Raw genomic sequence first — 25,248 nt, forward strand, 5'->3', positions numbered from 1 at the left:
GTTGACTTTTGGCACGCTGTTGAGTTCTCAAGGAACGGAAGCTTCCTTCGAGACCGTTTCACCGGCCCCTCCGGGCTTTCCCTTCGTTGTCTCCAACCTTACCAGATCCGTTTCGCGTTTCCGCTCTTCGTTTCCGGCCCCCTGCTGGAGCGGGGTTTTTGTTTCGCGCCTTCCGGCGTGTCCACTACTTTAGCGGATTCCCCCCGCGACTCATAATCGAGCCATTCGGACCGAATTTCGGCACGCCGAAATTGACCCCGTGGGGAAGTCGTGCGGTAGTGGTTTGCCGCCAGGCGGCGTGAGTGGCTGCCGTTGGAAGGTCGCCCGTCCGAGGCAGCTAGAGAACACTACACCACGCCCGCACGTGCTTCAAACCTGTGGCCCGCAACTCGTTCGAGCGCTACCGTCGAGGCATGACCACGCATGCGCGCACGGACATGTGGTGGGCCGCCTGAGGCGGCCGACCAGTCAGCGCATGCACCCAACGGCCGCCGCTCCGGCGGCCGTCTGCGTTTCTCCTGCGGTCCGCCGAGCCGGACGAGCATGAAGCAGGAGGAGACAGAGATGACGCGGGTCTTCAGCGGGATCAAGCCGACCGGGCATCTGACGCTGGGCAACTACCTGGGGGCGGTGCGCCAGTGGGCCGCGGTGGACCAGCACCGGGCCGAGTCCCTTTTCTGCGTGGTGGATCTGCACGCGCTGACGGTGGACCACGATCCCGCCCGGGTGCGCCGGCTCAGCCGGCAGGCCGCGACCCTGCTGCTGGCCGCGGGGCTGGACCCCGCGGTGTGCACCCTGTTCGTCCAGAGCCATGTGGACGAGCACACCCGGCTCGCCTATCTCCTGGAGTGCACCGCCGCGGACGGGGAGATGCGGCGGATGATCCAGTACAAGGAGAAGGCCGCCCAGGAGCAGCGGCGGGGCGGCAGCGTGCGGCTGTCGCTGCTGACCTATCCGGTGCTGATGGCGGCGGACATCCTGGCGTACCGGGCGGACGAGGTGCCGGTCGGTGACGACCAGGCCCAGCACGTCGAGCTGACCCGGGATCTGGCGGAGCGCTTCAACCAGCGGTACGGGCCGGTGTTCACGGTGCCCCGCGCGGTGCTGCCGGCGGTGGCCGCCCGGGTGATGAACCTGCAGGACCCCGCCTCGAAGATGGGGAAGTCCGACGACACGGGTCCCGGGATCGTCTACCTGCTGGACGAGCCGGAGACGGTCCGCAGGAAGGTGATGCGGGCGGTGACCGACAGCGGGCAGGACATGGCCTACGACCCCGAGGAGCGGCCGGGCGTGGCGAACCTGCTGGAGATCCTGTCGGCGTGTTCGGGCCGGACGCCGCAGGAGCTCGCCGCGGACTACGACTCGTACGGGGCGTTGAAGAAGGACACGGCGGAGGCGGTGGTCGAGGAGCTGCGGCCGCTGCGGGAGCGCCATGCGGAGCTGGCGGCCGATCCGGGGTACGTGGACGCGGTGCTCCGTACGGGGGCGGAGCGCGCGCGGGCACTGGCGCGGCCGACGGTGGACGCGGCCTACCGGGCGATCGGGCTGCTGCCTCCCGCGTGAGGGCCGGCCGGGCCCGCCGCTCCCGGAAGCCGGGGGCGGCGGGGCCCGCCGAGCGTCAGCCGTTGCCGGAGGCGAGCTCGCGGCTGCGGTCGCGGGCGGCTTCCAGGGCGGCGATCAGGGCGTGCCGCACGCCGTGCTTCTCCAGCTCGCGGATGGCGTTGATGGTGGTGCCGGCCGGCGAGGTGACGGCCTCGCGCAGCTTGACCGGGTGCTCGCCGCTGTCGCGGAGCATGACGGCGGCGCCGATGGCGGACTGCACGATGAGGTCGTGGGCCTGGGCGCGGGGCAGGCCGAGGAGGATGCCGGCGTCGGTCATGGCCTCGACCAGGAAGTAGAAGTACGCGGGGCCGGAGCCGGACAGCGCGGTCGCGGCGTCCTGCTGGTACTCGGGGATGCGCAGGGTCTTGCCGACCGGCTGGAAGATCTCCTCGGTGCGGACGAGGTGCTGCTCGCCCGCGTGGCTGCCCGCGGAGATGACCGACATGCCCTCGTCGACGAGCACGGGGGTGTTGGGCATGACGCGGACGACCGCGGTGCCGGCGGCGAGGCGTTCCTCGAAGAAGGAGGTCGGCACGCCGGCCGCGGCGCTGATGACGAGGCGGTCGGCGGCGAGGTGCGGGGCCAGCTCGTCCAGGAGGGCGGACATGTCCTGCGGCTTGACGGCGAGGATGAGGGTGTCCGCGGTCTTGGCGGCCTCGTCGTTGGAGACGGCCTCGACGCCGTAGCGGGCGCGCAGTTCCTCGGCGCGGGCCGGACGGCGGGCGGTGACCAGGAGGTTTTCCGGCTTCCATCCGGCGCGGAGCATCCCGGAGAGCAGGGCCTCGCCGATCTTCCCGGTGCCGAGCACGGCGACTTTCTGGGTCATGGGCCCATCTTCGCACCGGGGACGGCGGCGGCGGGGTCGCTGTCCACGGTGCGGTCGGACGGGTCGGGCCCCGGGACGGGCCGCGCGGGTGCGTCAGGCGGTACGGCGGCGCAGGGTGGCGGCGCCGAGTGCCAGGGCGACGGCGGCACTGCCCGCGACGACGGCGAGGTCGCGGACGAAGTCGCCGGTGATGTCGGTATGGGTGAGCACCTGCTGCATGCCGTCGACGGCGTACGACATGGGCAGCACATTGGAGACGGCCTCCAGCACGGGCTGCATCTGCCCGCGCGGCATGAGCAGTCCGCACAGCAGGAGCTGCGGCAGCAGGACGGCGGGCATGAACTGGACGGCCTGGAACTCGCTGGCGGCGAAGGCGCTGACGAAGAGGCCGAGTGCGGTGCCGAGGCAGGCGTCGGCGAGGGCGACCACCAGGAGCAGCCAGGCGGACCCGGTGACGTCCAGGCCGAGGGTGAGGACGGCGAGGCCGGTGGCCAGCCCTGCCTGGACGACGGCGATGGCGCCGAAGGCGAGCGCGTACCCCGCGAGGAGGTCGCCCTTGCCGAGCGGCATGGACAGGAGGCGTTCCAGCGTGCCGGAGGTGCGTTCGCGGAGGGTGGCGATGGACGTGACCAGGAACATCGTGATGAGCGGGAAGATGCCGAGCAGCGAGGCCCCGACGGTGTCGAAGGTGCGGGGGCTGGCGTCGTAGACCCAGGACAGCAGCGTCAGCAGCACGCAGGGCACGACGACCATGAGGGCGATGGTGCGCGGGTCGTGGCGCAGCTGGAGCAGGACGCGGCGGGCGGTGGCGAGGGTGCGGTGCGTGCTCATCGGACGGCCTCCTCGGCCTCGTTCGGGGTCGCGGGGTGCGGGGCCGTGCGGCCGGAGGCCTCGTCGACGAGGCGGAGGAAGGCCTCCTCGACGGTGGCGGCGCCGGTGCGGGAGCGCAGCGCGTCGGGGCTGCCCTGGGCGAGGATGCGGCCGTCGCGCATGAGCAGCAGGCGGTGGCAGCGCTCGGCCTCGTCCATGACGTGGCTGGAGACGACGAGCGTGGCGCCGCGTTCGGCGGCGAGGCGGTGGAAGAGCTCCCACAGGTCGCGGCGGAGGACGGGGTCCAGGCCGACGGTGGGCTCGTCCAGGACGAGGAGTTCGGGCGAGCCAAGCAGCGCGACGGCCAGGGAGACGCGATTGAGCTGTCCTCCGGAGAGGTTGCCCGCCAGGGCGCCCGCATGCGAGGTGAGGTCGACGTCGGCGATGGCCCGCTCGACGTGGTCGCGGGCTTCGCCGCCGAGGACGGAGGCGAAGTAGTCCAGGTTCTGGCGGATCGTCAGGTCGAGGTAGACGGACGGCGCCTGGGTCACGTAGCCGATCCTGGACCGCAGTTCGCGGTGGCCGGCGGGCCGGCCGAGCACGTCGAGGGTGCCGGTGACACGGGCCTGGGTGCCGACGACGGCGCGCATGAGGGTCGACTTGCCGCAGCCGCTGGGGCCGAGCAGTCCGGTGATCTCCCCCCGGGGGACGGTGAAGTCCAGGCCGTCCAGGACGGTGCGGCCGCCGCGCAGGACGGTCAGTCCGGCGGCATGGACGGCGGGACCCTGGGCCGCTGCCGCGGGGTCCTCGGATTTATTCATCATGCGGTGAATACTGCTCCCGCGGCGACCGCCCGTCAAGACAGGGCAAGTACATCCATTCGAGTGACGGATCATTTACGCTGCGTTAACCTCAAGAGCTTGCAAAATAGAGGGGCCGACCGGGCAGAATGGAGACCGCGACACCTCGGGACGGGGGTAACTGTGCGCTGTGGCAAGGGAGTTGGACGAGTCGTCGCCGCCGGCGTCGGCATACTGCTCTCCCTGTTCCTGGCTCTCGGCAGCACCGCCGCGGAGCCCGCACCCACGGCGCTCCGCGAGGCGGGAACGAGGACCGCGTACACGCAGTCCGAGCAACGCCACTGCCTGAGCCACCGCCAGGAGGGCAACGACGCGGGCCTGGTGGTGCCCGGGGCGCTCGGCGTCCCGTCACCGGCCCCGCGCACCGGCTCCCCGGCCGAGGACCCGGTCGTGAACGCGGGCGGACACCGGCCCGCCACCGTCACGGCACCGCGCACGGCGCGCCAGGCCGTCCCGCTCACCAGATCAGGCGAACTACCGGTCGCCCTGGGGGTGTTCCGCTGCTGACGGACGGCGTCCCGACGCCGCCCGTCGCCCTCTGACGTCGTCCCCGCCGGCCATCACCGGCTGCGGCGACGTCGAACCGACCGCTGCCCCGCGCCGCGGTCCGGGCACCGCCGCGGGCACCCGACCCCCCACACAGCTCCACCACGCACGCCCCGTCCGCTTCCAGGACGGGGCGCAATGGAGGCCACCCGAAATGAAGACCTTCATCCACCCTGCCCACGACGCCCCACGGGCACGACCCCTGACCGGCGCCGGCCGCCATTCCGGCCCCGGCACCGTCCCCCCACCCCGGATCGCCCACCACCCGTCCGCCGACACCGCCCCTCCCCGGTGAACCGCCTGATCCGGCGCGTTCCCGCCCGGCCCACGACCCTCCGTGCCGACCTCACGGCCTCGCTCGTCGTCTTCCTCGTCGCCCTGCCCCTGTGCGTGGGAGTCGCCGTGGCCTCCGGGGTCCCGGCCGAACTCGGCCTCGTCACCGGCATCGTGGGCGGACTCTTCACCGGGCTGCTGCCGGGCAGCAGCCTCCAGGTGTCCGGCCCGGCGGCCGGGCTCACCGTGCTGGTCTTCGAGGCCGTACGGGAGTTCGGACTGCCGGCGCTCGGAGTGCTCGTGCTCGTCGCGGGCCTGCTGCAGATGCTCATGGGCATCCTGCGGCTCGGCCGCTGGTTCCGGGCGATCTCGGTCGCCGTCGTGCAGGGCATGCTCGCCGGGATCGGCCTGGTGCTGATCGCCGGGCAGGTGTACGCACTCGCGGACGCCAAGGCACCCGCCTCCGGCCCGGCCAAGCTCGCCGGGATCACCGGGCTCGCCCGCGACGTGGCCGGCTCCGGCACGGCGCTCACCGCCCTCCTCCTGGGGGCCGGCACGATCGCCGTCCTGGTGCTGTGGCCCCGGATACCGCGCGCCGCGCGCGTACTGCCCGGGCCGCTGGCCGCCGTCGCGCTGGCCACGGCGGCGGCGGTGCTGCTGCGGCTGCCCGTCGCCCGCGTCGAGGTACGGGGGCTGCTCGACTCCGTCCAGCCCCCGGGCGCCGGGCAGTTCGCCCAACTGGCCAACGTGTCGATGATCGGCACCGTGCTGGCGTTCGCGTTGATCGCCTCCGCCGAGAGCCTGTTCAGCGCCGCGGCGGTGGACCGGCTCCACGACGGGCCGCGCACCGACTACGACAAGGAACTGATCGCGCAGGGCGCGGGCAACGCGCTCTGCGGGGCGCTCGGGGCCCTGCCGATGACCGCCGTGATCGTGCGCAGCGCCGCCAACGTCCAGGCGGGCGCCCGCACCAAGGCGTCCCGCGTGCTGCACGGGGTGTGGCTGCTGCTGTTCGCCGCGCTGCTGCCGGCCGCACTCGGGGTGATCCCGGTCGCGGCCCTGGCGGGCGTGCTGGTGCACGCGGGGTGCAAGCTCGTCCCGTTCCGCGCACTGGTGCCGCTGTGGCGCGAGCACCGGGGCGAGGCCGTCGTCCTGGTGATCACGGCGGTCGCGATCGTCGCCACCAACATGTTCGAGGGCGTCCTGATCGGGCTGCTGACGGCCGTGGTCAAGGCGGCGTGGGAGACCTCCCACACCCATGTCGAGATCGATGACCGCGGCGGCGGCCCGATCGTCGTACGGGTCCTGGGCAACGCCACCTTCCTGCGACTGCCCAGGCTGCTCGACCAGTTGGAGGCGCTGCCGCGCAACCGGGCCATGGAACTCGACCTGCGGCGGCTGCGCCACCTCGACCACGCCTGCGGCATGGCGCTCGCCGGATGGGCCGAGCGGCACAACGAGGAAGGGGTGACCCCGGTGCGGGTGCAGCGGGCAGCGGCGTGAGCACCTGAGACACCCCGCACTCCTGCCCCGGGCGGCGATCCCGTCCCGGGGCAGGACAGTGCGGGAACCTGCGGGAACGGTGTCAGGGCCGGGGCCGGGACCGTCCCGGCCCTGACACCGGGCTCCGGGCCGTCTCAGGGACATCCCCTATGGCTTCCGGCGCGGCCCCGGGCGACCGTGGCGGTATGAGCCGTTCCACTGATCCCTCCCGCCCGCCGCGGGACGTGACCCGCGGCGAGTCGCGCCAGTTGGCGCTGGCCTCGGCCACCCTCGGCCCCTGGCGGCCCGCCGCCGCGGTCGGGGCCATCGGCGGCGGGGTCTCCCTGACCCTGTCCGTCATCGACGGCCACTTCGGACTGCGGGTCATCGCCGCGGCCTGCTCCGTCGCGCTGATGCTCTTCTTCCTCGTCGGCGGCGCCGGCGCGGTGACGGGGCGCGGCCCCCGGTCCGACGGCCGCATCCGCCGCTGGGCGGCCGAACACCCGTGGCGCGTCGCGCTGGTACCGGGCGGCATGCTGCTCGTCACCGACCTCGTGATGCGCCAGATCCTCACCTCCGAGGGCTTCTTCGGCAGCCTCTGGGACGGTCTGTGGCGCGGCGCCCTCGTCTCGGGCGTGGTCGGCGTCGTCGGAGCGGTGGCGGCCTCCCGCAGGGCCCGCTAGTCCGTCTGGTCCGTCCGGTCCGTCCGGTCCGTCCGGTCCTTCCCGTCCTTCACGGCGACGGTCAGCGCGACCCGGTACGGCTCCACGACCAGGCCGTCGGGGAAGACCGCCAGCAGCTCGCGCCGCTCCTCCTCCAGGATCCGGGCGGCGGCGTCCGGGCCGATCACGGCGAAGTAGGACCGGCTGCCCAGCATCGCCAGGTGCGTGTCCACCGGGACCGTACGGGTCCAGCGCAGGGAGCGGGAGCGCGGGTTCAGGCCGAGACCGGGACCGAGCGAGCGCAGGACGCTCTCGGCGTCCCCGGACAGGCCGTACTCGTGGTGACCGGGCACGCGGGCGGCCAACCGGGTCTCCTGCCCGACGATCCACGGCACGTCGGTGTCCGGCAGGTTCCACCACAGCGCGAACGCGCCGCCCGGCCGCAGCACCCGCGCCGCCTCCGGCGCCGAACGCGCCGGGTCCGTCCAGTGCCATGCCTGCGCGTACGTCACGAAGTCGGCGACGCCCGCGGCGAACGGCAGCGCGTTCCCGTCCCCGCGCACGAGCGGCACCCCCGGCTGCCCGGCCCGCAGCTGCGCCGCCATCCCGGTGCCGGGCTCCACCGCCGTCACGTGCGCCCCGCGCGCCCGCAGCAGCGCGGTCGCTATGCCCGTCCCCGCCCCGACGTCCAGCACGGCCGCACCCGCGAGGCCGCGGCCCGCCATCTCCTCGACGGCGTCGAACATCTCACCGGGGTATCCGGGCCGCGCGGCGGCGTACTGCGCGGCGACGGCGTTGAACGACTGGGCGTACCGGCGGCGGTGTGTCGGCTGTGAGGTCATGCCGGTTGTCTTCCCCGCGGCGCGGTCCCCCGACCCATGGGCGGGGGACCGCACCACAGGGGTCAGCCGCAGCGGCCGGCTATGTAGCCGTCGCTGCCGGTGTGCACGTACGCGTCGGACACGTACTGTCCCGGCGCGATCCGGTCCCAGATGCTGCTCGTGCCGTAGTAGCCGACGACCGTTTCACCGGGCGCCTGGCAGATGACGGGGACCTTCACGTCGTACGGGAGGACCTTCACGATCTGGAAAGTCGTCCCGGGACCGGTCCGGACGTTCAGGCGCGTGTCCGGGGCGACGGGGTAATAGATCACGTCGGCCGCCGCTGCGTCGGCCGCCCCGCCCAGCACCAGGAAGAGCGCCGCGGCCACTCCGGTCGCGACCGCGGCCGGAAGGCCGCCCCGTTTCTTGCCAGTCGTTAACACACCTGCTCCTCGCGAAGGGGACAAAGGCGAGGTGCCGCGGTGGACCGCTGCACCTCGTACAGCTGTCGGATCGTGGTCGGCTGTGCGACGTCAGCAGCGGGACGCGACGTACCCGTCGCTGCCGGTGTGCACGTATGCGTCGGAGACGTACTGGTCGGGGCCGATGCGGTCCCAGATGCTGCTCGTGCCGTAGTAGCCGTTGACCGTCGTGCCGGGCGTCTGGCAGAAGACCGGCACCTTGGCGTCGAGCGGCAGGGTCCTGACGATCTGGTAGCCGGTGCCGGGACCGCTCCGGACGTTCAGACGGCAGTCCGGGGCCACCGGGTAGTACACCAGACCGGCTGCGGCAGCCGCTGTGACGGACGCGTTCGCGGCCTTGGCGGGCACGTCAAGACTGTTCTCGGCCATGGCTCTCCCCCGTGAAGATTCACGCTCTGTCAAGTGCAGGCTAGCAATCCGGGCCTTCGCCGTAAGGACGATCGGTTAGGCTCCCTAGGTTGCGGCCACGGACGAAAACTCGGGGGTGGGTCATGCCGCCGTCGGGCAGACCCGGCAACGGACCGGAAGCGGAGCGTCCGGAATACGCCGGCCAGTACCGCCTGGAGAGCCGGCTCGGCGCCGGTGGCATGGGTGTGGTGCACCTGTCGCACTCCACCTCCGGCATGCGTCTGGCCGTCAAGGTCGTGCACGAGGAACTGGCGGCGGACCCCGAGTTCAGGGCGCGCTTCCGCCAGGAGGTCGGCGCCGCGCGCCGGGTGAGCGGGGCCTTCACGGCGCCCGTCGTGGACGCGGACCCCGACGCCGAGCGGCCCTGGATGGCGACGCTCTACATCCCCGGGCCCACGCTCGCCCAGTTCGTGAAGCGGAACGGTTCGGTGGCCCCGGCCCAGGTGCGGTACCTGATGGCCGGCCTCGCCGAGGCGTTGCGGGACATTCACCGCGTCGACGTCGTGCACCGGGACCTGAAACCGAGCAACGTCCTGCTGGCCGCCGACGGTCCGAAAGTGATCGACTTCGGCATCTCGCGGCCTTCCGACAGCGACCTGCGCACGGAGACCGGCAAGCTCATCGGCACGCCGCCCTTCATGGCACCCGAGCAGTTCCGGAACCCCCGGTCGGTCGGGCCGGCCGCCGACGTGTTCGCCATGGCGAGCGTTCTCGTCCACGCCGCGACGGGGCGGAGCCCGTTCACCTCGGACAGCCCGTACATCGTGGCGTACCAAGTGGTGCACGAAGAGCCGCAGTTGGAGGGCATACCCAGCGACCTCCGGCCGCTCATCGAGCGCTGCCTCGCCAAGGACCCGGACGATCGGCCGACCCCGGATGCCCTGATGGCGGAACTCAGGGAGATCTCCGCCTCGTACGACACCCAGACCTTCAGCTCCTTCGACCTCGAGGGCCTGATGGCGGACCGCCCCGCGTCGACGCACCGCCATCCGCTTCAGGACCGTGTTCCCGACGGCTCGGCGGCGTCCGGGTCGCAGGACGTGGCCACCACCGGGACCGGGCTCCGCCGCGGCAAGCGCTGGCGCGTGCCCGCCGCCGCGGCTGTGACCGCCCTGGCCGCGGTCGGCGCCTTCACCGCGCTGGCCCGCTTCGGCCCGTCGGGGCAGGCGGACACGGGCGGGAGCGGGGGCGACCGCGGTGGTACCTCTGCCGCCGTCTTCACACCCTGGTCCGCAGCTCCCTTGGGGGACGGGCGGACGGGCGGGATGGCCGCCTGCACTTACGGCGCGCAGGCGCTGTACTGCACGCGGCAGGGCGTCGAAGCGGCGCGGCTGGACCCCGCTGACGGCACGCTGCGGTGGGCCGTCGCCACGAGCGGCGATCACGGTGGCGATATCGCGCCGAGCCGCCCCGTCCTGTACGGCGGCGTACTGCACGTCACGACCGGCGACCGCACCCGGCTGGAGGCTCTCGACCCGGCCACGGGCGACAAGCGCTGGTCCCTGGAACTCTCCTCCTACAAGGGCGACTTCCAGGACACCGGGAGGACCGTGCTGCTCGGCGGCCGCAACGACGGCGTCCTCACCGCCGTGGACGGGGTCACGGGCAAGGAGCGGTGGCGGCGCAGCCTGAGCGGCCACACTCACCCGCGCTTCTTCGGGTACGCCGACTCGGGACCGCTCTATGCCGTCGAAAGCACGGGCGACGGCCGGCACACGCTGGTGAGCGTGGTGGATCCGGCCGACGGCACCGTGCGGCGGCAGCGGCAGTTCGAGGGCCAGCTCGCACCGGTCGGAGGCACGGGGACCGTCCTGTTCCTCACGTCCATGGACGACTACTCGCGCACCGACGGAGTCGTGCGCATGGACACCGCCGACTGGTCCGTGCGCCGTTTCCGGCTCACCGGCCCCCTGGACGCCGCCCAGGCGGTGGTGCGGAACGACACGGTGTACGTGCTGGCGTACGGGGGCGCGCTGCTCGCCGTCGACACGTCACGTCCGGACCGCTCCGCGCAGCAGGCCCAACTGTGGCGTCTGGAGACCGCCGTGAGTTGGGGCTCTCTGCCCGTCGCGGCGGGTGACCGGCTCTACTTCTCGTCCGCCGACGGGCGGGTGCTGGCGGTCGACGCGGAACGCGGCGCCTTCCTCGGCCAGACCGAGCCCCGGCTCGACACGGTCAAGGGGAACACGGAGGCGCCCCCCTCCCCCGTCGTCGCCGACAGCAAGGTGTTCGCGACCGCGCCCGACGGCACCGTGTTCGCGGTGGACGCGAAGGACCCCTCCCGCTGGTGAGAGCGCGGAAGGGGTCCCGTGCGGCGGACGCCGCGCGCCCGGCGGTCAGCCGTCGAGCTTGCTGACGTCGCGGACGGCGCCCTTGTCGGCACTGGTGGCCATCGCCGCGTACGCCTTCAGCGCCAGGGAGACCTTGCGCTCGCGTGCCTTGGGGGCGTAGACGCCGCCGAGGGCGGCGCGGCGGGCGGCCAGGGTCTCGTCCGTGACGAGCAGTTCGATGGTGCGGCCGGGGATGTCGATCCGGATGCGGTCGCCGTCCTCGACGAGGGCGATCGTGCCGCCGGACGCCGCCTCGGGGGAGGCGTGGCCGATCGAGAGCCCCGAAGTGCCGCCGGAGAAGCGGCCGTCGGTGATCAGGGCGCAGCTCTTGCCGAGGCCGCGGCCCTTGAGGAAGGACGTGGGGTAGAGCATCTCCTGCATGCCGGGGCCGCCCTTGGGGCCCTCGTAGCGGATGACGACGACGTCGCCCTCCGTGATCTCCTTGCGGAGGATCTTGTCGACGGCCTCCTCCTGGGACTCGCAGACCACGGCCGGTCCCTCGAAGGTCCAGATGGACTCGTCGACGCCGGCGGTCTTCACCACGCAGCCGTCCTCGGCGAGGTTGCCGTGCAGCACGGCGAGGCCGCCGTCCTTGGAGTAGGCGTGCTCGGCGGAGCGGATGCAGCCCTCGGCGCCGTCGGTGTCCAGGGCCTCCCAGCGCTCGGACTGGGAGAACGCCTCGGCGGAGCGGACGCAGCCGGGGGCGGCGTGCCAGAGTTCCTCGGCCTCGGCGGAGGGGGAGCCGCCGCGGACGTCCCAGGTCTTGAGCCAGTCGGCCAGCGACGGGGAGTGGACGGCGTGCACGTCCTCGTTGAGCAGGCCGGCGCGGTGGAGTTCGCCCAGCAGGGCGGGGATGCCGCCGGCGCGGTGCACGTCCTCCATGTAGTACGTGCGGTTCTTCGCCACGTTGGGGGCGACCTTGGCCAGGCACGGCACGCGGCGCGAGACGGCGTCGATGTCGGTCAGGCCGAAGGGGACGCCCGCCTCCTGGGCGGCGGCGAGCAGGTGGAGGATCGTGTTGGTGGAGCCGCCCATGGCGATGTCGAGGGCCATGGCGTTCTCGAAGGCCTCGAAGGAGGCGATCGAGCGCGGCAGCACGGACTCGTCGTCCTGCTCGTAGTAGCGCCGGGTGAGGTCCACGACCGTGCGGCCGGCGTCCTCGTACAGCGCCTTGCGGGCGGTGTGGGTGGCCAGTACCGAGCCGTTGCCGGGCAGCGACAGGCCCATCGCCTCGGTGAGGCAGTTCATCGAGTTGGCGGTGAACATGCCGGAACACGAGCCGCAGGTGGGGCAGGCGTTCTCCTCGATGCGGAGGATGTCCTCGTCGGAGATCTTGTCGTTGACGGCGTCCGAGATCGCGTCGATGAGGTCGAGGGTGCGCACGGTGCCGTCAACGAGGGTCGCGCGGCCGGCCTCCATGGGGCCGCCGGAGACGAAGACGGTGGGGATGTTGAGGCGCAGGGCGGCCATCAGCATGCCCGGGGTGATCTTGTCGCAGTTGGAGATGCAGATCAGCGCGTCGGCGCAGTGCGCCTCGACCATGTACTCGACGGAGTCGGCGATCAGGTCGCGGGAGGGCAGCGAGTAGAGCATGCCGCCGTGGCCCATGGCGATGCCGTCGTCGACGGCGATGGTGTTGAACTCGCGCGGCACGGCGCCGGCGGCCTTGATCGCCTCGCTCACGATGCGGCCGACCGGCTGCAGGTGCGTGTGCCCGGGCACGAACTCCGTGAAGCTGTTGGCCACGGCGATGATCGGCTTGCCGATGTCCTCGCTCGCTACGCCCGAGGCCCGCATGAGGGCGCGCGCGCCCGCCATGTTGCGGCCGTGGGTGACTGTGCGGGACCTCAGCTCGGGCACGGGGACCACTCCCTACGTTTCCATCCTGGAGTTTTCGAGGTTACGCCCCGGGCCGCCGCGAGCGACGGTGTGTCCGTATTGCGGACGTGTCGTCCAGGGACTGGAAGGCCGGTGCCGCCCCCGCCCCGGCGGTTCACCCCGTGACGGCAGCGCCGGGGTCGGGGTCCGCCAGGTAACGCTGGAGGGTCGGCGCGACGAGGCGGACGACCTCCTCGATGTCCGCGGACGCCAGCGGCTCGATGCGCACGACGTAGCGCATCATCGCGATGCCGATCATCTGCGAGGCGGCCAGTTCGGCCCGCAGCCGCGGGTCGGGGACCTTCAGCTCCGCCGCCACGCGCTCCAGCATCCGCCGCAGCACGATGCCGCGCAGCACGCTCGCCGCCGTCTCGTTGGAGACCGCCGAGCGCATCACGGCGAGCATGGGCGCCCGGGTGACCGGGTTCTCCCAGATGCTCACGAAGAAGCGGGCCAGCCGCTCGCCCACGCCGTCGGGACCGGCCGCCAGCACGTCGGGCACGCCGAACGCCGGCTCGAAGGTCATCTCGATCGAGGCGGCGAAGACCTGCTCCTTGGCCCCGAAGTAGTGGTGCACCAGGGCCGCGTCGACGCCGGCCGAGCGGGCGATGGAGCGGATCGAGGTCTTGTCGTAGCCCCGGGCGGAGAACTCCTCGCGCGCCGCGGCCAGGATGCGGTCCCGCGTCTCGGGCGTGCCCGACCGGGCTCCCGCGGGGCGGCCGCGGCCGCGCCGGCCGGTGCCGGCCGTGCTCTCCGCGTACTCCGGGGACTCCGGGGACTCCTGCGGCATCAGCCCACCTGCGCCGCGGCGGCCAGGTGCAGCCGGGTGAAGGCCAGCGCCTCGGCGAGGTCGGCCTCGCGTTCGGCGGCGGACATCGCGCGCCGGGTGTTCACCTCGATCACCACATGCCCGTCGAAGCCGCCGGTCGCGAGGCGTTCCAGCAGTTCGGCGCACGGCTGCGTGCCGCGCCCGGGCACCAGGTGCTCGTCCTTGCCGGAGCCGCTGCCGTCGGCGAGGTGCACGTGGCCGAGCCGGTCGCCCATGCGCCCCAGCATCTCCATGGTCTCGGTACGGGCGGTGGCCGTGTGCGACAGGTCGATGGTGAAGTGCCGGTAGTCCTCGCCGGTGGGGTCCCAGTCGGGGGCGTACGCGAGCATCTCGCGGTCGCGGTAGCGCCACGGGTACATGTTCTCCACCGCGAACCGCACGTCCGTCTCGCCGGCCATCCGCCAGATACCGGAGACGAAGTCCCGGGCGTACGCGCGCTGCCAGCGGAACGGCGGGTGGACGACGACCGTCGACGCGCCCAGCTTCTCCGCGGCCGCGCGGGCCCGCTGGAGCTTCACCCACGGGTCGGTCGACCAGACGCGCTGCGTGATCAGCAGGCAGGGCGCGTGCACGGCGAGCACCGGGATGCCGTGGTAGTCCGACAGCCGGCGCAGCGCCTCGACGTCCTGGCTGACCGGGTCGGTCCACACCATGACCTCGACACCGTCGTACCCGAGCCGGGCCGCGATCTCGAAGGCCGTCGCCGTCGACTCGGGGTACACGGACGCCGTGGACAGCGCGACCTTCGCATCGGGTACGCGCACGGTGTGTTCGTTCGGGTCCACAGGGTCAGGGGCTGCCACGGGGAACAGCGTACGGCGGCCGGTCCGCCGAACGGCACATCGCACCGGACCGACGTGACGCGATCGACACGGCGCGGGACGCCGGTTCCGCACGAGTCCGCAGCGGGCCGCCGAACGGTCAGACCCGCTCGCTGACCATCAGGTCCAGCCGCCGCAGGATGACGCCCTCGCGCAGCGCCCAGGGGCAGATCTCCAGTTCCGTCACGCCGTACAGGTCCATCGCCGCGTCCGCGACGAGGGCGCCGGCGAGCAACTGCCGGGCGCGGCCCTCCGAGACGCCGGGCAGCTCCTTGCGGGCGCCCTCGGTCATCGCCGCCAGCCGGGGCACCCAGTCGGCGAGCGACTTGCGGGTCAGCGTGCGCTGGATGTAGAGGCCCTCGGCGGAACGGGCGGCGCCGGCGATGCGGGCGAGCTGCTTGAAGGTCTTGGAGGTGCCGACGACGTGGTCGGGCGCCCCGACGCGGCTGAACCCGGCGACGGTGCGGGCGATCTCGGCCCGTACGTGCTTGCGCAGCGAGCGGACGTCGTCACCGGCGGGTGGGTCGCCCGGGAGCCATCCGCTGGTGAGCCGGCCCGCGCCGAGCGGCAGGGAGACGGCGGCGACCGGCTCCTCGTCCATGCCGTACGCGACCTCCAGCGAGCCGCCGCCGATGTCGAGCATCAGCAGCCGTCCCGCGGACCAGCCGAACCAGCGGCGGGCGGCCAGGAAGGTGAGCCGCGCCTCGTCCTCGCCGGAGAGCACGGTGAGATCGACACCGGTCTGCTCGGCCACCCGGGCCAGTACCTCGTCGCCGTTGGCCGCCTCGCGGACCGCGGACGTGGCGAACGGCAGGACCTCCTCGACGCCCTTGTCCTCGGCCACCATCAGCGCGTCGGCGATCTGGGAGACCAGCCGCCGCACGCCGTCCTCGCAAATGGCTCCGCGCTCGTCCAGCAGCTCCGCCAGCCGCAGCTCCGCCTTGTGGGAGTAGGCGGGCAGCGGGCGCGCACCAGGGTGCGCGTCCATGACCAGCAGGTGGACGGTATTGGAACCCACGTCGAGGACACCGAGTCTCATGCCCGGAAACCTACTGCTCCGGGTGGTTTCCCGGGACATGCGGGGTGCGCGCTGCCGCGCGGGTGACCACTGAAGATGCTCCACATGCTTACCCTGACATCGTGGCGAAGGCGAAAAAGGCGACGAAGCGGCAGGAACACCCGGTGACCGAGGACGAAGTCGGCCTCGACTTCCCGCGCGCATGGGTGGAGTTCCCCGATCCGGCCGACGACGAACAGATCTTCCGCTGCGACCTGACCTGGCTCACCTCGCGCTGGAACTGCATCTTCGGAAGCGGCTGCGAGGGCATCCAGGCGGGTCGGGCGAGTGACGGATGCTGCACCCTGGGCGCGCACTTCTCGGACGACGACGACGAGAAGCGGGTGGCGGGGCACGTGGACCGGCTCACCCCCGAGCTGTGGCAGTTCCACGACGTCGCCGCGCAGGAGGGCGCGAAGGGCGGCTGGGCCGAGGTCAACGAGGACGGCGACCGGCAGACCCGGCGCCACAAGGGCGCGTGCGTCTTCCTCAACCGCCCGGGCTTCGCGGCCGGCGCGGGCTGCGCGCTGCACCTGCTGGCGCTCCGGGAGGGCCGCGAGCCGCTGGAGACCAAGCCGGACGTCTGCTGGCAGCTGCCGATCCGCCGTACGTACGACTGGATCGACCGGCCCGACGACACGCGCGTGCTGCAGATCTCCATCGGCGAGTACGACCGGCGCGGCTGGGGCCCGGGCGGCCACGATCTGCACTGGTGGTGCACCGGCGCGCGCTCGGCGCACGGCGCGGGCGACCCGGTCTATGTCTCGTACCGCGCGGAACTCACCGAACTCATGGGCGCGCAGGGCTACGCGGCGCTCGTCGAGCTCTGCGAGCAGCGCCTCGCCTCCCTGTTGCCGATGGCACCGCACCCGGCCGACCCGGCCCCGCTGCGGGACCGGAGCCGGCCGCAGGAGCAAGAGCAGGAGCAGGGCTAGGACGACGGGGATCCGGACGGCTCGCCGCTGGGCGAGCCGGACGGTGAGGGATCCGGCGTCGGCGACGTGGACGGCGGGGGCGAGGGGTCGGGGGAGGACGGCGGCTGCGACGGGGTCCCCGTCCCGTTGATGGTGACGACGCCGCCCGAGGGGTCGAAGACGATCCGCGCCGTCCATGCCCCCGCCGGCTCCCGGTCGCGGTCCACCGACACCGTGATCGTCGTGGTGTCCCCCGGCCGCAGCATGCCGTGGCGGCGACTGAGCCGCAGCCAGGGCGCCGACCGCGCCGCCGACCAGCGCACCGCCCGGTCGCCCTCCGCCTTGAGCGTGATGACGGTCACGTCGCCCTCGCTGCGGGCGGCGATGACGAGGCGTCCCTGACGGTGGCCGGGGCGGCCGCCGTGGCCGCCGCCCGGGTCGCCGGCCTTGCTGGGGGAGCTCGACGGCGATGCCGAATCGTCCCTGCCGGACGGTGGCGCGGACACGTCGTCCTCCGCCGCGGGGGAGGCCGAGGCGACCGACACCGACAGCCGTCCGTGGCCGCCGCGCTGGGAGCGCCCGCGCTCGGCGCTGCCCGCCACACCGGCCTTCTCGTACGGGAAGCCGTCCGGCCCCTCGCCCTCGGCGGCGGTGAAGGAACCTTCCCCCTTCTGCCCCGGGGCCAGCGGCGCCCCGTGGTACGCCGCCCACAGCGCCAGCACCGGGGCCGCCACCACGGCCGCCACCACCGTGGAGGTCACCGCGCGGTGCCGCATCCGGGCGCGGCGCGCGGTGCGTTCCTTCAGGTCCATGGGGAAGCCGTGCCGGTCGAAGCGCGGGGTGCCCTGGCGGGTGCGGCCGATGCCGCCGCGCATGGCGTGCAGCAGGGCGGCGTACGCGGCCGAGCGCGGTGCCTCGACGGTCGCCAGCACGGCGGTCGCGGCAGTCGTGGCCAGGCCCGGCCACGGGCCGGCGGCGACCGCGCGCTCCGCGGTGAGCCGGCAGTGCGAGCAGACGTCCACGTGGTGGACGAGCTCGCGGCGCAGGGCCGTGCCGAGCAGCACCCGGGCGTCCCCGGCGAGCCGGGCGACCGCGGGGCAGTTGCCCAGTTCGACGACGGCCAGGGCGGCCCGGGTCCGCTCCACCTCGCAGGCGGCCTGCGCCAGCAACGCCCTCGTGGCGTCCGGCTCCAGGCCGACGACCAGCGCGACCTCGTGCGGGGCCAGCTGGTGCCGGACCGCCAGCTCCAGCACCTCGCGCTGCTCCGGCGTCGTGCCGGCCGCCTCGGGCCAGGCCAGCGCGGACAGCTCGCCGCGGCGCCGGGCGGCCACCTCCGCGGAGGCCTTCACCGACACCGGGCGGCCGTCCGCCAGCGTGCGCAGGCAGGCCCAGCGGGCCAGCGCGTACAGCCAGGGGCGGCGCAGCTCGGGGTCGCGCAGCCGGGCGCGCTGCCGCTCGGCGACGGCCAGGACGTCGCCGAGGGCCACGGCCGCGGCGTCGTGCTCGCACAGCACCGACAGGCAGTAGGTGAACAGCCCGTCCAGGTACGGCTCGTAGTGGGCGGGCGGCTGCGAGGGCAGCGTGCCGTGCGGCCGCCGCCGTCCCGCCGCCGGGCCGGCCCCGCCGCCCGCCGCGGCGCGGCCGCGCTGGACCGGCGCGCGGTGTCGGCGGTGCGCGCCGGTTGTCTGCGAGGGTGTCTCAGGCCTGCTGCTCATCACTCCGTGACGGTAGGCCCACGGTCCGTACACCCTCAGCCGTCACGGCGGGCTTTAACCCAATTGGGTGGTGATCCCCCCCGAAAGAGCACACCCCGATCACCCCCGGGGGCGACCTCTCGCCCGTGTGCGCGAGCGCTTTCGGGCGGTGCCGGGGCTGCTGGAAACGCGGTCGGCGCTGCCGGCGCTGCCTGCTCTGTCAGTGGCAACCGATACCGTGCACCGCATGGCTGCCCGGACTCGCCCCGCCTCGAAGGACCGACCGTCCTACCGCTGCACGGAATGCGGCTGGACCACCGTCAAGTGGCTCGGCCGCTGCGGCGAGTGCCAGGCGTGGGGCACGATCGAGGAGTACGGCGGCGCCTCGCCGGTGCGCACGACCGCGGCGGGCCGCGTCACGACGCCGGCCAAGCCGATCGCGCAGGTGGACGGCCGCCAGGCGACCGCGCGCGGCACGGGCGTGCCGGAACTGGACCGGGTGCTCGGCGGCGGGCTGGTCCCCGGCGCGGTGGTGCTGCTCGCGGGCGAGCCGGGCGTCGGCAAGTCGACGCTGCTGCTGGACGTCGCCGCGAAGGCGGCCGGGCCCCAGGCGCGCACGCTCTATGTGACCGGTGAGGAGTCCGCGTCGCAGGTGCGGCTGCGGGCCGACCGCATCAGCGCCCTGTCCGACGATCTCTACCTCGCCGCCGAGACCGACCTCTCCGCGGTGCTGGGGCACCTGGACGACGTCAAGCCCGCGCTGCTCGTCCTGGACTCGGTGCAGACCGTCGCCTCACCGGAGATCGACGGCGCCCCCGGCGGCATGGCCCAGGTCCGCGAGGTCGCGGGCGCGCTCATCCGGGCGTCGAAGGAACGCGGCATGTCGACGCTGCTCGTCGGCCACGTCACCAAGGACGGCGCGATCGCCGGGCCCCGCCTGCTGGAGCACCTGGTGGACGTGGTGCTGTCCTTCGAGGGCGACCGGCACGCCCGCCTGCGGCTGATCCGCGGCATCAAGAACCGCTACGGCGCCACCGACGAGGTCGGCTGCTTCGAACTGCACGACGAGGGCATCACGGGCCTGGCCGATCCCTCGGGCCTGTTCCTGACCCGGCGCGACGAGCCGGTGCCCGGCACCTGCCTGACGGTGACGCTGGAGGGCAAGCGCCCGCTGGTCGCCGAGGTGCAGGCGCTGACCGTGGACACCCAGATCCCCTCGCCGCGCCGTACGACCTCCGGCCTGGAGAACTCGCGCGTGTCGATGATGCTGGCGGTGCTGGAGCAGCGCGGCCGCATCCGGTCGATCGGCAAGCAGGACATCTACACCGCCACCGTCGGCGGGGTGAAGCTCGGCGAGCCCGCCGCGGACCTCGCCGTGGCCCTGGCGCTGGCGAGCGCCGCGATCGACACCCCGCTGCCGAAGAACCTGGTCGCCGTGGGCGAGGTGGGCCTCGCGGGCGAGGTCAGAAGGGTCACCGGCGTGCAGCGGCGGCTCGCCGAGGCGGCCCGGCTGGGCTTCACCCACGCCCTCGTTCCGCCGGACCCGGGCAAAATCCCGACGGGGATGAAGGTGACGGAAGTGACGGACATAGGGGACGCCCTGCGCGTCCTGCCCAAGAGGGCCCCCCGTCCCTGAGCCTTCCGACGGTAAACTTTGCCCTGGTCTCGCCCATCCGGGCATCCGTACGACCGGAGGAGAGCAGTGGCAGCCAATGACCGGGCGGCAGCTCCCGGGAAAGCCTGGGGTCGCGAGGGCTCCGGTACTGACAGCCTGATGCGCGCCTCCCTGAGCGCCGTGGCTCCCGGCACCAGCCTGCGCGACGGCCTGGAACGGGTCCTGCGCGGCAACACCGGCGGCCTGATCGTCCTGGGCATGGACAAGCTCACCGAGTCGCTGTGCACCGGCGGTTTCGTCCTGGACGTCGAGTTCTCCGCGACGCGCCTGCGCGAGCTGTGCAAGCTCGACGGCGCCCTGATCCTCGACAAGGACATCACCAAGATCGTGCGGGCCGGCGTCCAGCTCGTCCCGGACGCCGCGATCCCCACCGAGGAGACCGGCACCCGCCACCGCACCGCGCAGCGGGTCTCCATCCAGACCGGTTTCCCGGTCGTCTCCGTCAGCCAGTCGATGCGCCTGATCGCGCTGTACGTCGACGGTCAGCGCCGCGTCCTGGAGGACTCCGCGGCGATCCTCTCCCGCGCCAACCAGGCGCTGGCCACCCTGGAGCGCTACAAGCTGCGGCTGGACGAGGTCGCGGGCACGCTGTCCGCCCTGGAGATCGAGGACCTGGTCACGGTCCGCGACGTCACCGCGGTCGCGCAGCGCCTGGAGATGGTGCGCCGGATCGCCACCGAGATCGCGGAGTACGTGGTCGAGCTGGGCACCGACGGCCGGCTGCTCTCGCTCCAGCTGGACGAGCTGATCGCGGGCGTCGAGCCCGAGCGGGAACTCGTCGTGCGCGACTACGTGCCCGAGCCGACCGCCAAGCGCAGCCGCACGGTCACCGAGGCCCTCTCCGAGCTGGACTCGCTCCCCCAGGGCGAACTGCTCGAACTGCCCACCGTGGCCCGGGCGCTGGGCTACGCCGGCTCCCCCGAGGCGCTGGACTCCGCGGTCTCCCCGCGCGGCTACCGGCTGCTGGCCAAGGTGCCCCGGCTGCCGAACACGATCGTGGAGCGCCTGGTGGAGCACTTCGGCGGACTGCAGAAGCTGCTCGCGGCCAGCGTGGACGATCTGCAGACCGTCGACGGCGTCGGCGAGGCCCGCGCCCGTTCGGTCCGCGAGGGCCTGTCGCGCCTGGCGGAGTCCTCGATCCTGGAGCGCTACGTCTGAGTCCGGCGACCGGGCCGGCGCCCGCCGCCCGGGGTGTCCCGGGGTGCCGCGCCGGCCTGGTGTCCGTCCCGGTCAGGCGTCCTTGAGGACGAAGGACGTCTGCTTGGCCTGGAAGCCGGGCAGCTTCGCCTCGACCAGGTAGGTGCCCAGCGGTGCGGTCCTGACCTTGGGGGTCGCGCACTGCGGCGAGCTGGTCGTCCGGTCCCAGCGCAGCTCGTAGGTGGTCGAGCTGTGCGCCGGCACCTGCAGCAGGTAGCCGGACCGGTTCCTCGGGCAGTCGTCGCTGGCCCAGCGGTGGTTGTCGTCCGTGTCGGAGACGGTGAACACGGCGGCGGCCGGCCCGAAGTCCAGCTTGCAGCTGACGTCGGAGGAGTTGGTGGCGGTCAGCACGAACGTGGGCTTCTCGCCGGGCTCGTAGGAGTTCCGCTCGCTGCGCAGGCCGAGCGTGACGGACGAGGCGGCGCAGTTCGGCAGGCTGGAGCCGGCGGGCAGCTGCACGCCGCCCCCGCTGCCGCTGCCGCCGCTCCCGGAGACCCCGCTGGAGGAGCCGCCGCCGGAGGAGGAGTCCGTGCCGCCGTCGGCCGAACCCCCGTTCGCGCCGGAGTCGCCGGAGCTGCCGCCGGCGTCGCTGCCACCGGTGTCGCCGGTGCCGCCGCCGGACGAACTGCCGTCCGTGGCACCGGAGTCACCGGCGCCGTCGCTGGAACCGCCGCCCGAGGAGGAGCCGCCGATCGAGCCGCCGGGACGGGAGCTGTTGAGCGGCCCGCTGGCGGACGGACCGGGCGTGATGGAGGGCACGGGGGTGTGACCGCCGGGACCGCCCGCCCTGCTTCCGCCGCCTCCGTCACGGAAGTTGACGGCCCACACCACCAACGCGGTGATCACCAGGAGGAGGAGCGCCACAACCGCCCGTCGTCGCCAGTAGATGGACGACGGGAGAGGTCCCACGGGATTGCGCACAGAGCCCACGCGCAAACCTTATGCGCTTTCCCTTGAATCGGACCAAGGCACGCGCGGCACGCAGGCAACTTGTGTGATTGATCAGCAGATCTCCCCTGCCTGCCGGGCGGGTTCCGGGGCCGTAGGATCGATGACGCTATGAGCGAGCACCGTGATCTCCACTCCCCCGTGATCGACTGGTTCGACGAGAACGCCCGGGACCTGCCGTGGCGCCGCCCCGAGGCAGGCGCCTGGGGCGTCATGGTGAGCGAGTTCATGCTCCAGCAGACGCCGGTGGCGCGGGTGCTGCCGGTGTACGAGCAGTGGCTGGAGCGCTGGCCGGACCCGGCCGCGCTCGCCGCCGAGCCCTCCGGCGAGGCGGTCCGCGCCTGGGGCCGGCTGGGCTATCCGCGCCGGGCGCTGCGGCTGCACGCCGCCGCCACCGCGATCGCCCACCTCCATGACGGCGAAGTCCCCACCGACCACGGCGAGTTGCTGGCCCTCCCGGGCATCGGCGAGTACACGGCGGCGGCCGTCGCCTCGTTCGCGTACGGGCAGCGGCACGCGGTGCTGGACACCAATGTGCGGCGGGTGTTCGCGCGCGCGGTGACCGGCGTGGAGTACCCGCCGAACGCCACGACCGCCGCCGAGCGCAAGGTCGCCCAGCGCCTGCTGCCCGCCGACGAGGCGACCGCGGCCCGCTGGGCCGCCGCCACGATGGAACTGGGAGCGCTCGTCTGCACCGCGCGCGGCCCGGAGTGCGTGCGCTGCCCGATCGCCGCGCAGTGCGCCTGGCGGCTGGCCGGTTCCCCGGCGCACGAGGGCCCACCGCGCCGCGGCCAGACGTACGCGGGAACCGACCGGCAGGTACGCGGCAAGCTGCTGGCGGTGCTGCGCGACGCGACCGCCCCGGTGCCGCAGGCGGCCCTGGACGCGGTCTGGCACGAGCCGGTGCAGCGCGCCAGGGCCCTGGACGGGCTGGTCGCCGACGGCCTGGTGGAGCCCCTGGCGGGCGGGGTGTACCGGCTGCCGGGCTGAGCAGGCGCCCCCGTTCCCACCCCGGGCCGGAAAGCCCGCCCGTTACACAACCGATGGGTTCCTGTGCGGCCGCTGTGCGGCTGCGGTGGCGAAAGCCGTACATGCCCTCCGTAGCGTCGGCCGCGTCGTGATGGAACGCGCGGAGCGGAGGAACGCCATGGGGGCGAACGCCGAGGGGTCAGCCCAGGTGATGGACTTCGAGGAGTACGTACGGAGCCGTCAGGACGCCCTGCTGCGCAGCGCCCGCCGTCTCGTCCCCGACCCGATCGAGGCGCAGGACCTCGTCCAGACCGCGCTCGCCCGCACCTTCCCCCGGTGGGACGACATCGCCGACAAGAACCTCGCCGACGCCTACATGCGCCGGGTGATGATCAACACCCGTACCGAGTGGTGGCGGGCCCGGCGCCTGGAGGAGGTGCCGACCCCCGAACTGCCCGAGAGCGCCGTCGACGACGGCGCCGAGCAGCGCGCGGACCGCGCCATGCTGCTGGAGGCGCTGCAGCACCTGGCGCCCAAGCAGCGCCAGGTGGTGCTGCTGCGCCACTACCGGCAGCTGAGCACGGAGGAGACCGCTCACGTTCTGGGCATGTCGGTGGGTACCGTGAAAAGCACACTGCACCGGGCGCTGGCGCGACTGCGCGCCGACCTCGAACGGCAGAGCAATGGGTACGGAAGGTCCGAAGGGCCCGGAGTCGTCAGGACGGAGGGTGTGTGCGCCGCAGCATAGTCCCGGTCGGCGCCGCCGTCGCCGCGGTCGCGGTGTGCGGGTCGGCGCTGGTCGCGGTGACCGGCTGCCGTGACGCCGGCGGGGTCCGCGAGGAGGGCACGGCGCTCGCCTCCGCGCTCCCGGGGCCGGGCCCCCTGTCCACGGGTGTCACACCGGTCGCGCCGGCGCGCCGGTCCTCCGACGGCGTCTCCCCGGGCCCCGCGCGCACGCCTGTCGCGAACGCGGTGCGCCTGGTGCAGTCCGACCCCAAGGTCGCCGAGGACATCCGCGCGCGGCTGGTGGCGTGCGTGGCCGCCTCCTCGGTCCCCGGCTCGACCGCCCTCGACGCCACCCGCGACGGCGCCGCCGGGAGCGCCCCCACGGTGGCGCCCTCCCCGGCCCCCGGGCCGCTGTACCCCGTCGACGACCGCTACGGCGACCTGACGGGCAGGGGCGCGGACGACCTCGTCGTCACGGTCTCGACGTGCGGCGACGGGGTGGGCATCGGCGCGTACGTCTACCGCCGCGAGCACGGCCGGTACGTCAACGTCTTCGCCGACGAGCAGCCCCCCGTCTACGCCGAGATCAGCGACGGCGCCCTCAAGGTCACCCACCAGGTCTACGAACCGCAGGACGCGGTGTCGAACCCCTCCGGCGAGGACATCACCACCTACCGGTGGAACGGGAGGCGCTTCTCCGAGACCTCCTTCAGCCACCGTGACTACGAGAGCGGCACCGAGGACACCTCCCATGGCTGACACGCACGTCCTGTTCGTCGAGGACGACGACGTCATCCGCGAGGCCACGACCCTGGCGCTGGAGCGGGACGGCTTCGAGGTGACCGCGGTGCCCGACGGGCTGTCCGGGCTGGACGCGTTCCGTGCCCGCAGGCCCGATCTGGCGCTGCTGGACGTGATGGTGCCGGGGCTGGACGGGGTGAGCCTGTGCCGGCGCATCCGGGACGAGTCCACCGTGCCGGTGATCATGCTGTCGGCGCGGGCCGACGCGATCGACGTGGTGCTCGGCCTGGAGGCGGGTGCCGACGACTACGTGACCAAGCCCTTCGACGGGGCCGTGCTCACCGCCCGGATGCGGGCCGTGCTGCGCCGCTTCCGGCTTGCCGCCGCCGGCGAGGAGCCGGCCGGGACCGGGGTCTTGGCCTTCGGCGACCTGGAGGTGGACCCGGAGGGCATGGAGGTGCGGCGCGGCGGCGAGCGGCTGGCGCTGACCCCGACGGAGATGCGGCTGCTGCTGGAGTTCTCGGCGGCGCCCGGCACGGTGCTCTCCCGGGACAGGCTGCTGGAGCGGGTCTGGGACTACGCGTGGGGCGGCGACACGCGCGTGGTGGACGTCCATGTGCAGCGGCTGCGGGCCAAGGTCGGTCAGGACCGGATCGAGACCGTGCGCGGCTTCGGCTACAAGCTGCGGGGCTGAGCC

24 protein-coding genes are annotated in these 25,248 nt (G+C 73.3%); 12 read left to right on the forward strand and 12 right to left on the reverse strand.

What is annotated here, in order from left to right:
- Positions 1–564: 564 nt before the first annotated feature.
- Positions 565–1,563, forward strand: coding sequence for a tryptophan--tRNA ligase (trpS, locus tag ACIP64_RS36390; RefSeq protein ID WP_401595694.1), 999 nt, complete (start codon positions 565–567; stop codon positions 1,561–1,563).
- A 55-nt stretch (positions 1,564–1,618) separates the two neighbouring features.
- Here trpS and proC read toward each other — a convergent pair whose 3' ends face one another.
- The 3 genes from proC to ACIP64_RS36405 form a co-directional block, all read right to left on the reverse strand.
- Positions 1,619–2,428, reverse strand: coding sequence for a pyrroline-5-carboxylate reductase (gene proC, locus ACIP64_RS36395; RefSeq protein ID WP_360910359.1), 810 nt, complete (start codon positions 2,426–2,428; stop codon positions 1,619–1,621).
- 93 nt (positions 2,429–2,521) lie between these two features.
- Positions 2,522–3,259 (reverse strand): ABC transporter permease, encoded by a 738-nt coding sequence (locus ACIP64_RS36400; RefSeq protein ID WP_401595697.1) that lies wholly within the window; start codon positions 3,257–3,259, stop codon positions 2,522–2,524.
- Entirely contained in the window at positions 3,256–4,062 is an 807-nt protein-coding gene (locus ACIP64_RS36405; RefSeq protein WP_401595699.1) for an ABC transporter ATP-binding protein, read from the reverse strand. Before ACIP64_RS36405 ends, ACIP64_RS36400 begins: the two co-directional genes overlap by 4 nt.
- Before the next feature lie 159 nt (positions 4,063–4,221).
- Between ACIP64_RS36405 and ACIP64_RS36410 the strand changes: the two genes are divergently transcribed.
- The 3 genes from ACIP64_RS36410 (at position 4,222) to ACIP64_RS36420 (ending at position 7,082) form a co-directional block, all read left to right on the forward strand.
- Positions 4,222–4,605, forward strand: coding sequence for a hypothetical protein (locus ACIP64_RS36410; RefSeq protein ID WP_401595702.1), 384 nt, complete (start codon positions 4,222–4,224; stop codon positions 4,603–4,605).
- A gap of 330 nt (positions 4,606–4,935) precedes the next feature.
- Positions 4,936–6,420 (forward strand): SulP family inorganic anion transporter, encoded by a 1,485-nt coding sequence (locus ACIP64_RS36415; protein ID WP_401595704.1) that lies wholly within the window; start codon positions 4,936–4,938, stop codon positions 6,418–6,420.
- Positions 6,421–6,605: 185 nt separating this feature from the next.
- Positions 6,606–7,082: a hypothetical protein gene (locus tag ACIP64_RS36420; protein WP_401595706.1), complete on the forward strand. Its 477-nt coding sequence runs from the start codon at positions 6,606–6,608 to the stop codon at positions 7,080–7,082.
- On the opposite strand, the gene ACIP64_RS36425 is transcribed toward ACIP64_RS36420, so the two are convergent.
- The 3 genes from ACIP64_RS36425 to ACIP64_RS36435 form a co-directional block, all read right to left on the reverse strand.
- Positions 7,079–7,903 carry a class I SAM-dependent methyltransferase gene (locus tag ACIP64_RS36425; RefSeq protein ID WP_401595708.1) on the reverse strand — a complete coding sequence of 275 codons (825 nt, stop codon included), beginning with the start codon at positions 7,901–7,903 and terminating at the stop codon, positions 7,079–7,081. The two genes, ACIP64_RS36420 and ACIP64_RS36425, sit on opposite strands and share 4 nt — an antisense overlap.
- A gap of 62 nt (positions 7,904–7,965) precedes the next feature.
- Positions 7,966–8,271 (reverse strand): SH3 domain-containing protein, encoded by a 306-nt coding sequence (locus ACIP64_RS36430; RefSeq protein WP_401595882.1) that lies wholly within the window; start codon positions 8,269–8,271, stop codon positions 7,966–7,968.
- Positions 8,272–8,415: 144 nt separating this feature from the next.
- Positions 8,416–8,733, reverse strand: coding sequence for an SH3 domain-containing protein (locus ACIP64_RS36435; RefSeq protein WP_401595711.1), 318 nt, complete (start codon positions 8,731–8,733; stop codon positions 8,416–8,418).
- A gap of 122 nt (positions 8,734–8,855) precedes the next feature.
- Here ACIP64_RS36435 and ACIP64_RS36440 point away from each other — a divergent pair, with 122 nt between their 5' ends.
- Complete coding sequence (locus tag ACIP64_RS36440; protein WP_401595713.1) at positions 8,856–11,063, forward strand: serine/threonine-protein kinase; 2,208 nt, start codon at positions 8,856–8,858, stop codon at positions 11,061–11,063.
- Positions 11,064–11,108: 45 nt separating this feature from the next.
- On the opposite strand, the gene ilvD is transcribed toward ACIP64_RS36440, so the two are convergent.
- From ilvD to ACIP64_RS36460, 4 genes are all read right to left on the reverse strand, one after another.
- Complete coding sequence (ilvD, locus tag ACIP64_RS36445; protein ID WP_401595716.1) at positions 11,109–12,962, reverse strand: dihydroxy-acid dehydratase; 1,854 nt, start codon at positions 12,960–12,962, stop codon at positions 11,109–11,111.
- Between the two features lie 133 nt (positions 12,963–13,095).
- A complete protein-coding gene (locus ACIP64_RS36450) occupies positions 13,096–13,770 on the reverse strand; it encodes a TetR family transcriptional regulator (protein WP_401595718.1) in 675 nt (224 codons plus the stop codon).
- Positions 13,770–14,573 carry a sugar phosphate isomerase/epimerase family protein gene (locus ACIP64_RS36455; RefSeq protein WP_401595885.1) on the reverse strand — a complete coding sequence of 268 codons (804 nt, stop codon included), beginning with the start codon at positions 14,571–14,573 and terminating at the stop codon, positions 13,770–13,772. The genes ACIP64_RS36450 and ACIP64_RS36455 overlap by 1 nt, the downstream gene beginning before the upstream one ends.
- A gap of 157 nt (positions 14,574–14,730) precedes the next feature.
- Positions 14,731–15,669, reverse strand: a complete 939-nt coding sequence (locus ACIP64_RS36460) for a Ppx/GppA family phosphatase (RefSeq protein ID WP_401595721.1) — start codon at positions 15,667–15,669, stop codon at positions 14,731–14,733.
- A gap of 101 nt (positions 15,670–15,770) precedes the next feature.
- Here ACIP64_RS36460 and ACIP64_RS36465 point away from each other — a divergent pair, with 101 nt between their 5' ends.
- Positions 15,771–16,622, forward strand: coding sequence for a hypothetical protein (locus ACIP64_RS36465; RefSeq protein WP_401595724.1), 852 nt, complete (start codon positions 15,771–15,773; stop codon positions 16,620–16,622).
- On the opposite strand, the gene ACIP64_RS36470 is transcribed toward ACIP64_RS36465, so the two are convergent.
- The gene (locus ACIP64_RS36470; RefSeq protein ID WP_401595726.1) at positions 16,619–18,316 is read right to left on the reverse strand and encodes a sigma-70 family RNA polymerase sigma factor; all 1,698 of its coding nucleotides are present in this window, start codon (positions 18,314–18,316) and stop codon (positions 16,619–16,621) included. The two genes, ACIP64_RS36465 and ACIP64_RS36470, sit on opposite strands and share 4 nt — an antisense overlap.
- Before the next feature lie 226 nt (positions 18,317–18,542).
- Between ACIP64_RS36470 and radA the strand changes: the two genes are divergently transcribed.
- Together radA and disA are read left to right on the forward strand one after the other, a co-directional pair.
- Positions 18,543–19,931, forward strand: coding sequence for a DNA repair protein RadA (gene radA, locus ACIP64_RS36475; protein ID WP_401595729.1), 1,389 nt, complete (start codon positions 18,543–18,545; stop codon positions 19,929–19,931).
- Positions 19,932–19,997: 66 nt separating this feature from the next.
- The gene (gene disA, locus ACIP64_RS36480) at positions 19,998–21,128 is read left to right on the forward strand and encodes a DNA integrity scanning diadenylate cyclase DisA (RefSeq protein WP_360910326.1); all 1,131 of its coding nucleotides are present in this window, start codon (positions 19,998–20,000) and stop codon (positions 21,126–21,128) included.
- 72 nt (positions 21,129–21,200) lie between these two features.
- Here the strand turns inward: disA and ACIP64_RS36485 are convergent, their stop codons facing one another.
- Entirely contained in the window at positions 21,201–22,031 is an 831-nt protein-coding gene (locus tag ACIP64_RS36485) for a hypothetical protein (protein ID WP_401595732.1), read from the reverse strand.
- Positions 22,032–22,226: 195 nt separating this feature from the next.
- Here ACIP64_RS36485 and ACIP64_RS36490 point away from each other — a divergent pair, with 195 nt between their 5' ends.
- The 4 genes from ACIP64_RS36490 (at position 22,227) to cseB (ending at position 25,245) form a co-directional block, all read left to right on the forward strand.
- Positions 22,227–23,105: an A/G-specific adenine glycosylase gene (locus ACIP64_RS36490; RefSeq protein WP_360910322.1), complete on the forward strand. Its 879-nt coding sequence runs from the start codon at positions 22,227–22,229 to the stop codon at positions 23,103–23,105.
- Positions 23,106–23,262: 157 nt separating this feature from the next.
- The gene (locus tag ACIP64_RS36495) at positions 23,263–23,832 is read left to right on the forward strand and encodes a SigE family RNA polymerase sigma factor (protein WP_401595736.1); all 570 of its coding nucleotides are present in this window, start codon (positions 23,263–23,265) and stop codon (positions 23,830–23,832) included.
- Positions 23,817–24,569, forward strand: coding sequence for a hypothetical protein (locus tag ACIP64_RS36500; RefSeq protein WP_401595739.1), 753 nt, complete (start codon positions 23,817–23,819; stop codon positions 24,567–24,569). Before ACIP64_RS36495 ends, ACIP64_RS36500 begins: the two co-directional genes overlap by 16 nt.
- Positions 24,562–25,245: a two-component system response regulator CseB gene (cseB, locus tag ACIP64_RS36505; protein WP_401595741.1), complete on the forward strand. Its 684-nt coding sequence runs from the start codon at positions 24,562–24,564 to the stop codon at positions 25,243–25,245. Before ACIP64_RS36500 ends, cseB begins: the two co-directional genes overlap by 8 nt.
- The last annotated feature ends 3 nt before the right edge of the window (positions 25,246–25,248 follow it).

Source organism: Streptomyces sp. NPDC088733, from assembly GCF_044751185.1.
GTDB lineage: Bacteria > Actinomycetota > Actinomycetes > Streptomycetales > Streptomycetaceae > Actinacidiphila.

Excerpts from the sequence above, each read along its gene's own strand:
- trpS (WP_401595694.1), top strand. The coding sequence starts at position 565 with ATGACGCGGGTCTTCAGCGGGATCAAGCCGACCGGGCATCTGACGCTG.
- proC (WP_360910359.1), bottom strand. The coding sequence starts at position 2,428 with ATGACCCAGAAAGTCGCCGTGCTCGGCACCGGGAAGATCGGCGAGGCC.
- ACIP64_RS36400 (WP_401595697.1), bottom strand. The coding sequence starts at position 3,259 with ATGAGCACGCACCGCACCCTCGCCACCGCCCGCCGCGTCCTGCTCCAG.
- ACIP64_RS36405 (WP_401595699.1), bottom strand. The coding sequence starts at position 4,062 with ATGATGAATAAATCCGAGGACCCCGCGGCAGCGGCCCAGGGTCCCGCC.
- ACIP64_RS36420 (WP_401595706.1), top strand. The coding sequence starts at position 6,606 with ATGAGCCGTTCCACTGATCCCTCCCGCCCGCCGCGGGACGTGACCCGC.
- ACIP64_RS36425 (WP_401595708.1), bottom strand. The coding sequence starts at position 7,903 with ATGACCTCACAGCCGACACACCGCCGCCGGTACGCCCAGTCGTTCAAC.
- ACIP64_RS36435 (WP_401595711.1), bottom strand. The coding sequence starts at position 8,733 with ATGGCCGAGAACAGTCTTGACGTGCCCGCCAAGGCCGCGAACGCGTCC.
- ACIP64_RS36440 (WP_401595713.1), top strand. The coding sequence starts at position 8,856 with ATGCCGCCGTCGGGCAGACCCGGCAACGGACCGGAAGCGGAGCGTCCG.
- ACIP64_RS36450 (WP_401595718.1), bottom strand. The coding sequence starts at position 13,770 with ATGCCGCAGGAGTCCCCGGAGTCCCCGGAGTACGCGGAGAGCACGGCC.
- ACIP64_RS36460 (WP_401595721.1), bottom strand. The coding sequence starts at position 15,669 with ATGAGACTCGGTGTCCTCGACGTGGGTTCCAATACCGTCCACCTGCTG.
- ACIP64_RS36470 (WP_401595726.1), bottom strand. The coding sequence starts at position 18,316 with ATGAGCAGCAGGCCTGAGACACCCTCGCAGACAACCGGCGCGCACCGC.
- radA (WP_401595729.1), top strand. The coding sequence starts at position 18,543 with ATGGCTGCCCGGACTCGCCCCGCCTCGAAGGACCGACCGTCCTACCGC.
- ACIP64_RS36490 (WP_360910322.1), top strand. The coding sequence starts at position 22,227 with ATGAGCGAGCACCGTGATCTCCACTCCCCCGTGATCGACTGGTTCGAC.
- ACIP64_RS36495 (WP_401595736.1), top strand. The coding sequence starts at position 23,263 with ATGGGGGCGAACGCCGAGGGGTCAGCCCAGGTGATGGACTTCGAGGAG.
- cseB (WP_401595741.1), top strand. The coding sequence starts at position 24,562 with ATGGCTGACACGCACGTCCTGTTCGTCGAGGACGACGACGTCATCCGC.